The sequence below is a fragment of the Pseudomonas sp. 05N432 genome, from assembly GCF_056396945.1.
The window spans coordinates 178,163-188,556 of the sequence record NZ_JBFTMM010000019.1; the positions used below are offsets into that span (position 1 = coordinate 178,163).

General features: G+C 59.9%; 7 protein-coding genes and 1 pseudogene. 6 read left to right on the forward strand and 2 right to left on the reverse strand.

What is annotated here, in order from left to right:
• Window positions 1-4 precede the first annotated feature (4 nt).
• Complete coding sequence (argJ, locus tag AC1DHT_RS22000; protein ID WP_427536135.1) at window positions 5-1,222, reverse strand: bifunctional glutamate N-acetyltransferase/amino-acid acetyltransferase ArgJ; 1,218 nt, start codon at window positions 1,220-1,222, stop codon at window positions 5-7.
• A 138-nt stretch (window positions 1,223-1,360) separates the two neighbouring features.
• Complete coding sequence (secA, locus tag AC1DHT_RS22005) at window positions 1,361-4,096, reverse strand: preprotein translocase subunit SecA (protein ID WP_427536137.1); 2,736 nt, start codon at window positions 4,094-4,096, stop codon at window positions 1,361-1,363.
• A gap of 306 nt (window positions 4,097-4,402) precedes the next feature.
• Between secA and AC1DHT_RS22010 the strand changes: the two genes are divergently transcribed.
• The 6 genes and pseudogenes from AC1DHT_RS22010 (at window position 4,403) to AC1DHT_RS22035 (ending at window position 10,270) form a co-directional block, all read left to right on the forward strand.
• Window positions 4,403-4,858: a DUF721 domain-containing protein gene (locus tag AC1DHT_RS22010; RefSeq protein WP_427536139.1), complete on the forward strand. Its 456-nt coding sequence runs from the start codon at window positions 4,403-4,405 to the stop codon at window positions 4,856-4,858.
• A gap of 450 nt (window positions 4,859-5,308) precedes the next feature.
• A pseudogene (locus AC1DHT_RS22015) lies at window positions 5,309-6,340 on the forward strand (HAMP domain-containing protein); the annotation flags it as partial.
• A gap of 93 nt (window positions 6,341-6,433) precedes the next feature.
• Window positions 6,434-7,198: a methyl-accepting chemotaxis protein gene (locus tag AC1DHT_RS22020; RefSeq protein ID WP_427536311.1), complete on the forward strand. Its 765-nt coding sequence runs from the start codon at window positions 6,434-6,436 to the stop codon at window positions 7,196-7,198.
• Between the two features lie 222 nt (window positions 7,199-7,420).
• Window positions 7,421-8,509 (forward strand): glycosyltransferase family 4 protein, encoded by a 1,089-nt coding sequence (locus AC1DHT_RS22025; protein WP_427536313.1) that lies wholly within the window; start codon window positions 7,421-7,423, stop codon window positions 8,507-8,509.
• A gap of 4 nt (window positions 8,510-8,513) precedes the next feature.
• Window positions 8,514-9,278 (forward strand): DUF2334 domain-containing protein, encoded by a 765-nt coding sequence (locus AC1DHT_RS22030; protein ID WP_427536141.1) that lies wholly within the window; start codon window positions 8,514-8,516, stop codon window positions 9,276-9,278.
• Window positions 9,275-10,270, forward strand: coding sequence for a lysylphosphatidylglycerol synthase transmembrane domain-containing protein (locus AC1DHT_RS22035; RefSeq protein WP_427536143.1), 996 nt, complete (start codon window positions 9,275-9,277; stop codon window positions 10,268-10,270). The genes AC1DHT_RS22030 and AC1DHT_RS22035 overlap by 4 nt, the downstream gene beginning before the upstream one ends.
• Window positions 10,271-10,394: the final 124 nt, after the last annotated feature.

Here is a 10,394-nt window from a genome sequence, read left to right on the forward strand (position 1 = left end):
GTGGTTACGTGCGGTATTCGGCGTTGATCTTCACGTACTCGTGGGACAGGTCGGTGGTCCAGATGGTTTCGCTGCAATCACCGCGACCCAGCTCGATACGAATGGTGATTTCTTCGCGCTGCATCACCGCCGAGCCCTGGGCTTCGGTGTAGGTCGCGGCGCGGGCACCGCGGCTGGCGATGCAGACTTCACCGAGGAACACGTCGATCTTGCTCACGTCCAGGTTCGGCACGCCGGCACGGCCAACGGCTGCCAGGATGCGCCCCCAGTTCGGATCGGAGGCGAACAACGCGGTCTTGATCAACGGCGAATGCGCCACGGTGTAACCGACGTCAAGGCACTCCTGGTGAGTGCCGCCGCCGTTGACTTCAACGGTGACGAACTTGGTCGCGCCTTCGCCATCGCGAACGATCGCCTGGGCGACTTCCATGCACACTTCAAACACCGCCTGCTTCAGCGCGGCGAACAGTGGACCACTGGCGGAAGTGATCTCCGGCAGTGCGGCTTTACCGGTGGCGATCAGCATGCAGCAATCGTTGGTCGAGGTATCGCCATCGATGGTGATGCGGTTGAACGACTTGTTGGCGCCGTCCAGCAGCAGGTTCTGTAACACCTCGCGGGAAACCTTGGCGTCGGTGGCGATGTAACCGAGCATGGTCGCCATGTTCGGGCGAATCATCCCGGCGCCTTTRCTGATACCGGTGACGGTGATGGTCACGCCTTCATGCTGGAACTGACGGCTCGCACCCTTTGGCAGGGTGTCGGTGGTCATGATCCCGGTGGCCGCAGCCTCCCAGTTGTTTTCCGACAGGTCGTCGAGGGCAGCTTGCAGCGCGCCTTCGATCTTCTCGACCGGCAGCGGTTCGCCGATCACGCCAGTGGAGTACGGCAGCACCAGGCTGGCGTCGACGCCGGCCAATTCAGCCAGCTTGGCACAGGTGCGCTCGGCGGCAGCCAAACCAGGCTCACCGGTACCGGCGTTGGCATTGCCGGTGTTGGTCAGCAGGTAACGTACCGGGCCCTGTACACGTTGTTTGGCCAGAATCACCGGAGCCGCGCAAAACGCGTTCAACGTGAACACACCGGCCACCGTGGAACCTTCGGCGCAGCGCATGACCACGACATCTTTGCGCCCGGGGCGCTTGATGCCGGCCGAAGCGATACCGAGTTCAAAACCGGCAACCGGGTGCAACGTTGGCAAAGGACCAAGACCAACAGCCATGAAAGCGCTCCTCTTAATGTAATGTCTGCACCGTCGTCGCCCTGTTCTTTTTAACCTGGCATCGGTGTTTTAAATGGTAAAACGCCGCGACGGCTGATGCCGGTCGCGGCGTGGGTATTTCAATGTCAGGCAGAAATCTTAGCTGATCTGGCCGTGACAGTGTTTGTACTTCTTGCCCGAGCCGCAGTAGCACAGCTCGTTGCGGCCCAGCTTCTGCTCGTTGCGCACCGGAGCCATGGCAAGGGCTACATCGACCTCCTCACCCAATGCTTCCGGTTGCTCCAGGCCAGGGGCTTCGTCGTGCTGGAACTGCATGCGTGCAGCCAATGCCTCGGCTTCCTGACGCAGGCGTGCTTCTTCCTCGATTGGATCTTCGCGGCGAACCTGAACGTGCGACAGCACACGGATCGAGTCGCGCTTGATCGAATCCAGCAGCTCGGAGAACAGCGTGAACGACTCGCGCTTGTATTCCTGCTTCGGGTTCTTCTGCGCATAGCCACGCAAATGGATACCGTGACGCAGGTGATCCATGGTCGACAGGTGGTCTTTCCACAGGTCGTCCAGAACGCGCAGCACGATTTGTTTCTCGAAGGTGCGCAGCGCTTCTGCGCTCGCCTGCTCTTCTTTCTCGTTGTACGCCGCCAGCAGCTCGTGCATCAGCTTCTCGCGCAGGGTTTCTTCGTACAGGTGATCGTCTTCGTCGAGCCATTGCTGGATCGGCAGTGCCACCCCGAAGTCGCTTTGCAGGGCTGCTTCCAGACCGGCAACGTCCCACTGCTCTGGCAACGATTGCGGCGGAATGTGCGCGCTGACCGTTGCGTTGAGCACGTCCTGACGGAAGTCGGCAATGGTTTCGCCGATGTTGTCAGCGGCCAGCAACGTGTTACGCATGTGATAGATCACTTTACGCTGTTCGTTGTTGACGTCATCGAACTCGAGCAGTTGCTTGCGAATGTCGAAGTTACGACCCTCAACCTTGCGCTGAGCCTTTTCGATGGCGTTGGTCACCATGCGGTGCTCGATCGCTTCGCCAGGCTGCATGCCCAGGGCCTTCATGAAGTTCTTCACCCGGTCAGAGGCAAAGATGCGCATCAGGCTGTCTTCCAGCGACAGGTAGAAACGGCTGGAACCGGCGTCACCCTGACGACCGGCACGACCACGCAGCTGGTTGTCGATACGGCGCGATTCGTGACGCTCGGAGGCAATCACCTGCAAACCGCCCGACTCGAGCACTTGCTGGTGACGCTTCTGCCAGTCGGCCTTGATCTGGGCAATCTGCTCGGGCGTCGGATCTTCGAGGGAGGCGACTTCCACTTCCCAGTTACCGCCCAACAGGATGTCGGTACCACGACCGGCCATGTTGGTGGCGATGGTCAGTGCACCCGGACGACCGGCCTGAGCGATGATTTCAGCTTCTTTTTCGTGGAACTTGGCGTTCAGAACCTTGTGTTCGATGCCTTCCTTCACCAGCAGGCTGGACATGTGCTCGGACGTTTCGATGGTCGCGGTGCCCACCAGTACCGGCCGGCCCTGAGCCATGCTTTCCTTGATGTCGGCAACGATGGCCGCGTACTTCTCGTCCGCGGTGAGGAACACCAGGTCGTTGTAGTCCTTACGTGCCAGCGGTTTGTTCGGTGGAATGACCATCACCGCCAGACCGTAGATCTGGTGGAATTCGAACGCTTCGGTGTCCGCCGTACCGGTCATGCCGGACAGCTTGCTGTAAAGACGGAAGTAGTTCTGGAACGTGGTCGACGCCAGGGTCTGGCTTTCGGCCTGGATGTTCAGGTTTTCCTTGGCTTCGATGGCCTGGTGCAGACCTTCCGACAGACGGCGACCCGGCATGGTACGACCGGTGTGTTCGTCGACCAGTACGACCTGACCGTCCTGAACGATGTATTCAACGTTGCGGTGGAACAGCTTGTGCGCGCGCAGACCGGCATAAACGTGGGTCAGCAGGCCCAGGTTGTGCGCCGAGTACAGGCTCTCGCCTTCAGCCAGCAGGCCGATACGGGTCAGCACTTCTTCGATGTACTGGTGACCGGCTTCGTTGAGTTCGACCTGGCGGGTCTTCTCGTCGATGGTGTAGTGACCGGCCTTGGTGACTTCGCCTTCCACCTCTTCGATATGCAGCTCCAGTTGCGGGATCAGTTTGTTGATCTCGATATAGAGCTTGGAGCTGTCTTCGGCCTGACCGGAAATGATCAGCGGGGTACGGGCTTCGTCGATGAGGATCGAGTCGACTTCGTCGATCACGGCAAAATTGAGTTCACGCTGGAATTTTTCTTCCATGCTGAACGCCATGTTGTCGCGCAGGTAGTCGAAACCGAATTCGTTGTTGGTACCGTAGGTGATGTCGGCGGCATAGGCAGCACGCTTCTCTTCCGGCGGCTGGAACGGCGTTACTACGCCGACGCTCAGGCCGAGGAATTCGTAGAGCGGACGCATCCAGTTGGCGTCACGACGAGCCAGGTAGTCGTTCACGGTAACAACGTGCACGCCCTTGCCGGACAGCGCGTTCAGGTAAACCGCCAGTGTCGCCACCAGGGTCTTGCCTTCACCGGTACGCATTTCGGCAATCATGCCTTCGTGCAAGGTCATGCCACCAATCAACTGAACGTCGAAGTGGCGCATGCCCATTACCCGCTTGCCGGCTTCGCGGGCAACCGCGAAGGCTTCAGGCAGCAGTTTGTCGAGGCTCTCACCTTTGGCGATACGGGCCTTGAACTCATCAGTCTTGGCACGCAGTTGATCGTCCGAAAGGGCCACCATTTGCTCTTCGAAGGCATTGACGATCTGTACCGTCTTGAGCATGCGTTTGACTTCACGCTCGTTCTTGCTTCCAAAAAGTTTCTTTAACAAAGGTGCAAACATATCGGCAGGATCTTCCACACAAAGGGATGGAGGGCGGCCCCGTGAGTCGCCCGTGCAGCCCTCATGGCCGCATGCGAACGAGCATTCTACCCGGAAACGATGGTGAGGAAAGTGGCGTTGTTCCACGATGCATGCACAGCGCTGTTACGGGGCTCACTTAAAATAAGGGCATTTTGCTGAACTTCAAGCCATTCACGCCAGAAGTTACTCGTTGATTTAATGAGCAAAGCGCTCACAAAGCAATGGCTCAGGCGCATCAAGTGCTTTCTGCTACCATGGCGGCTCTGTTACTTCAGGTGTCTGATCATGGCATTTCGCCCTCTTACGGCCAGAGCACCCGCCGTTCTGCTTCGCGAAGCCAAACCGTTAAAAGCCATTTTCGGCCACGCACAACGCCTGGGTCATTTACAGCGTTTGCTGGAAAGCCAACTGCAGCCGGCTGCCCGTGAACATTGTCATGTGGCGTCGTGGCGCGAAGGCAGCCTGTTGCTGATCGTCACCGACGGTCATTGGGCAACCCGTCTGCGCTATCAGCAAAAGCGTCTGCAACGGCAATTACAGATGTTCGACGAGTTCGCCAGCCTGACGCGAATCCTGTTCAAGGTGCAACCACCGACCGTCCAGCAAGGAGCCGCCGGCCACACCATGGATCTGTCGAGCGATGCGGCGGCGACCATTCAGGCTACGGCCGATGGCATCAGCGATCCGAAATTGCGTGCAGCGCTGGAACGCCTGGCGGCGCACGCCAAACCCAAGACCTGATACTGGGCCAATGTGGGAGCGAGCCTGCTCGCGATGGCGGCTTACCAGTCAACATCTCTGCTGAATGTTAAATCGCTATCGCGAGCAGGCTCGCTCCCACATTTTGACCGTGCGCATCCAAAAGATAGTCAGCGGCGTTTGCTGCCGCCCGGCAACGAGCCCATCAAGCCGCGGACCCGTTGTCGCCCCATCTGATTGACCGCCTGTCGCATCGCCGACTTCAAGCCCTGCGCCGATAACGAGTTGCAATGAGTCAGGCATTTCGTCGCTCCTGGTTAAGCTTTAGTCCTGCGCAGCCGATAAACACAAGCAAGAGACCAGACTGAAAATCAGGTCCGATAATTCCCTAAGGACAGACGGAAATATCAACTTATGTGCGACAGCGCCTGGTTTGCGCGCTTTTCAAAGCAACACGCCCCAACATTAAGACCTTAGCGGACACCCCAAGCCATGAACAAAAACCTGCGCTTCAGCCACAAAATCCTGCTTGCCGCCGCGCTCATCGTCATTGCCGCCTTCGCTTCGTTCACGCTGTACAACGACTATCTACAGCGCAATGCGATTCGACAGGACCTGGACAATTACCTGCATGAGATGGGCGATGTCACTTCCTCCAATATCCAGTCCTGGCTCGCCGGGCGGATTCTCATGGTGGAAAACCTGGCCCAGAACATCGCCCTCAACCCCGAACAAGGCAACGTTGCCAACCTGCTTGAGCAGAATGCCCTGGCGTCGACCTTCATGGCCCGGTACCTGGGCGATGCCAGCGGCACGTTCATCAACCGCCCCGACTCCAAGATGCCGGACGGCTACGACCCAAGAGTTCGCCCTTGGTACAAAGGCGCAGTAAACAGCAACGGCTCGACACTCACCGAACCGTATATCGATGCGGCAACCGGTCAGACCATCATTTCCATCGCCACCGCCTCGAAAAAAGCCGGGCAAAGCGTGGGAGTGGTAGGCGGTGACCTGAGCCTGCAAACCCTGATCGACACCCTGACCGCGCGTGACTTTGGTGGCATGGGCTACGCCTTCCTGGTCAGCGCCGACGGCAAGATCCTGGTCCACCCGGACAAAGCCATGGTGATGAAGTCCCTCAGCGAGGCTTACCCGACGAACACTCCGCGTATCGGTGACGGCATCAGCGAAGTCGAGGTCAACGGCAAAACCCGCATCGTCACCTTCACCCCGATCAAAGGCCTGCCATCGGTCAACTGGTACGTCGGCCTGTCGGTGGACAAAGACAAAGCCTTCTCGATGCTCAGCAGCTTCCGCACCTCGGCGATCATTGCCACGGTCATCGCCGTGGCAATCATCATCGCCTTGCTCGGGATGCTGATCCGCATCCTGATCCAGCCGCTGCACGTCATGACCCGCGCCATGCAAGACATTGCCGACGGTGAAGGCGACCTGACCCGCCGCCTGACCATCCAGAGCCAGGACGAGTTCGGCATCCTCGGCAGCGCGTTCAACCGCTTCGTCGAGCGGATCCACGGTTCGATCCGCGAAGTGTCGTCGGCGACCGAGCACGTCAACGAAGTCGCTCTGCGAGTGGTCAGCGCATCGAACTCGTCGATGCTCAACTCCGACGAACAATCGAGCCGGACCAACAGTGTGGCAGCGGCGATCAATCAGCTGGGCGCTGCGGCTCAGGAAATCGCCCGTAACGCGGCGCAGGCCTCTCATCAGGCCAGCGATGCCCGCAGCCTCGCCGAAGACGGCCAGCAAGTGGTCGACCGCAGCATTGCGGCGATGAATCAGCTATCGAGCATGCTCAGCGCCTCCAGCACCAACATCGAGTCGCTGAACAGCAAGACCGTGAACATCGGGCAGATTCTCGAAGTGATCACCAGCATCTCCCAGCAAACCAACCTGCTGGCACTCAACGCGGCGATTGAAGCGGCGCGGGCCGGTGAGGCCGGACGTGGTTTCGCGGTGGTCGCCGATGAAGTGCGCAACCTGGCGCACCGCACCCAGGAGTCGGCGCAGCAAGTGCAGACCATGATCGAGGAGCTGCAAGTCGGCGCCCGCGAGTCGGTCAGCACCATGAGCGACAGCCAGCGTCACAGCCAGGACAGCGTCGAGATCGCCAACCTCGCCGGTGAGCGCCTGAACAGCGTGACCTTGCGCATCGGCGAGATCGACGGCATGAACCAGTCGGTGGCCACCGCCACCGAAGAACAGACCGCCGTGGTGGAATCGATCAACGTCGACATCACCGAAATCAACACGCTGAATCAGGAAGGCGTGGAAAACCTGCAATCGACGTTGCGCGCCTGTTCCGATCTTGAGCAGCAAGCGGCGCGGTTGAAGCAGTTGGTCGGTAGTTTCAAAATTTGACGCGCCCTTGACGGCCCCATCGCGAGCCGGCTCGCTCCCACAAAGGTTCGCAGTGAACCTGTGGGAGCGAGCCTGCTCGCGATTGCGGCCTGTCAACCACCACGACACCTCACTGACACCCCGCCACACATCCCCAACCGACCATCTATTCTTCATAAGGGTCAACCCTAAGGAGAACAACGGATAGAAGGGAGGGTTATCGTGCATATCGCTGACATCACCATGTTCTACGCACCGGCCAGCGGTGGCGTGCGGACTTATCTGGATGCCAAGCACCGCCGCCTGGGCCGCAAGCCGGGGATTCGTCACAGCTTGCTGATCCCGGGAGCACGGCGGAGCGAGCAGGACGGTGTCTACACGGTGCCCGCCCCGGCCCTGCCCTTCGGCAAAGGCTATCGCTTCCCGCTGCGACTGACGCCCTGGCGCAATGCCCTGCACGACCTGCAACCGGACCTGATAGAAGTCGGCGATCCTTACCTGACAGCCTGGGCAGCGCTGGATGCGCGGCGCGAACTGGACGTTCCAGTGATTGGCTTCTATCACTCCGACTTGCCGCTTTTGGCAAGCAACCGGGTGGGCAACTGGGTCACGCCGAATGTAGAAGCGTATATCCGCAAGCTGTACAGCAACTTTGACCGGGTACTGACGCCGAGCCGGATCATGGCCGACAAGCTCATGGGGCTTGGGGTCAAAAACGTTTACGTCCAACCCTTGGGCGTGGACCTGCAAACCTTCAATCCAGACGCCCGTGACCCGGATCTGCGGGCGAAGCTGAAGATTGCCGAAGACACTCGACTACTGATATTCGCCGGGCGAGGTTCCAAGGAGAAAAACATTCCCGTCCTGCTCAATTGCATGAAGCGTCTGGGAAACCGTTATCACCTGCTGCTGGTCGGTACCTCGGTGTCGGCACAGGTACCGGATAACGTCACGCTGATCGATGAGTTCTGCCCTGCACCACAGGTGGCCCGGCTGATGGCCAGCGCCGATGCCTTGCTGCATGCAGGCGATCAGGAAACCTTTGGCCTGGTCGTTCTCGAAGCCATGGCCTGTGGCATTCCAGTGGTTGCCGTGGCAGCGGGCGCCTTCACCGAAATCATCAACGAGCACTGCGGCATACTCTGTGCCCCCAACAATCCAGTGGCGATGGCCAATGCGGTGCGCGAACTGTTTGCACAGCGTAACGATCTCGGTCGATACGCCCGCCGCCATGTCGAACAGCATTACGCCTGGGATTCAGTGGTCAACAGCCTGCTGGGCCACTATTACGCAGTCCTCGGCGCCCCTTTGCCGCAGTTGAGCAATGGCTGACGCCATGCACACGCCCAGCCTGCTACTGGTGCTGCATGACGTCACCCCGCAATCCTGGGCCGACTACCAGCCGTTTGTCGAAGCGGTGGACGCACTCGGCGCAGTGCCGATGACATGGCTGGTCGTCCCCGACTTTCACAAACACCACGACCTCGATAGCCATCCGGATTTTCGGCGCGTGCTGACCCGCCGCATCGAGCGCGGCGACGAACTGGCACTTCACGGCTACTACCATTGTGATGACAGCCCGCTAACGGCGCGCCCCCGTGACTGGTTCATGCGCCGGGTCTACACCCATGAAGGCGAGTTCTACAGTCTTTCGCAACCGGCTGCGCTGGCCCGCCTGCTCGCCGGGATCGAATTGTTCAGCCGTTACAACTGGCCACTGGAGGGGTTTGTTGCACCGGCCTGGCTGATGAGCGAAGGCACGCGTCAAGCCCTGCGCCAGTTACCGCTGAGCTACACCAGTGATTCGCAGCATCTGTATCGCCTGCCGGACTTCTCCCAGGTCAACGCCCCAGGCCTGGTCTGGAGCGCGCGCAGTGCCTGGCGTCGCGGCGTGTCGAAAATTGTCAGCGCTCAACGCGAACTGCGCTGGCAGCACGCCCCGGTAATTCGCCTGGGCGTACACCCGGTGGACCTGCGCCATGAGTTCTCCCGCACTTACTGGCTGCACACCCTCGAACGCTTGCTCAATGACGGCCGAGTGCCAATGACCAAGGCCCGGTGGCTGCGCACGCAAAGCGCTCAGGTCGGTCACGCCGCATGAGTCGCGTCCTGTGGCTGGTCGCCGCCCTGCTCTGCGCGGTGCTGATTCCGCTATTGCTCGGTGCCAATGAACTATGGCCACGACTGCAGCACTTTCCGCCGACATTGTTGCTGGCGATGCCGGGCATGATCCTGCTCTGCTGGTTCACCAACTCAGTACGCTTGCGCTTGTTGCTGGGTGAACAGCGCAGCCGGATAGGCCGCCTGAAATGCCTTGGGGTGGTGATGTCCACCGAATTCGCGATTTGCGCGACCCCGGGCGGCGGCGGTGGACCGCTGACGCTGATGGCCCTGCTGGCGCGCCATGGTGTACGCCCGGCCCATGGCAGTGCGGTGTTCGCCATGGATCAGTTGAGCGATTTGCTGTTCTTTCTCTGCGCGCTGATCGCCATCGTGGTGTATGCGCTGTTTCAGCACCTGAGCCAGAACCTGGAGTGGATGCTGACACTCAGCGCCATTTCAATGGTCGGCGGCCTGTTCAGTTGCGTGGTGGTGGCACGCTACCATCGCCTGCTGATTCGCCTCAGCGGTCGCGTGCTCAAGCACTTCAAGCTCAACCCTGCCACCCAGCGTCGTTGGGCACGCAAGCTGCTGCACTTTCTTGCAGCCTTCACGGAAACACTCAAGTTGCCTGCACACACGCTGATCAGCGTATTTGCGCTGACTTGCGTGCACTGGTTACTGCGTTACAGCGTGTTGTATCTGGCCTTGCGAGGGCTGGGCACGGATCTTCAGTGGGCCTGGAGCTTTCTGATCCAGATGCTCTCACTCAGCGCCGGGCAGTTCAGCCTGTTGCCGGGCGGTGCCGGCGCGGCGGAACTGACGTCGGCAGCGCTGTTGGCGCCCATGGTAGGGAAATCGACGGCGGCGGCCGCGATTCTGATCTGGCGAGCGGTGACCTATTACTTCTACCTGCTGGCCGGCGCACCGGTGTTCCTGGTGATGGCCGGGAAACCACTGCTGAACAAGCTGATGAAGATCAAACAGGCTTAGGCTAGTACGCAATCCGTAGCAGCTGCCGAGCCCGCGAGGCGGCGTTCGGCTGCGCAGCAGTCGTAAAATCAGGCACCCTGTTTTTTCAGGTTAACCGTGGAGGCAGGATTTACGGCCGCTTCGC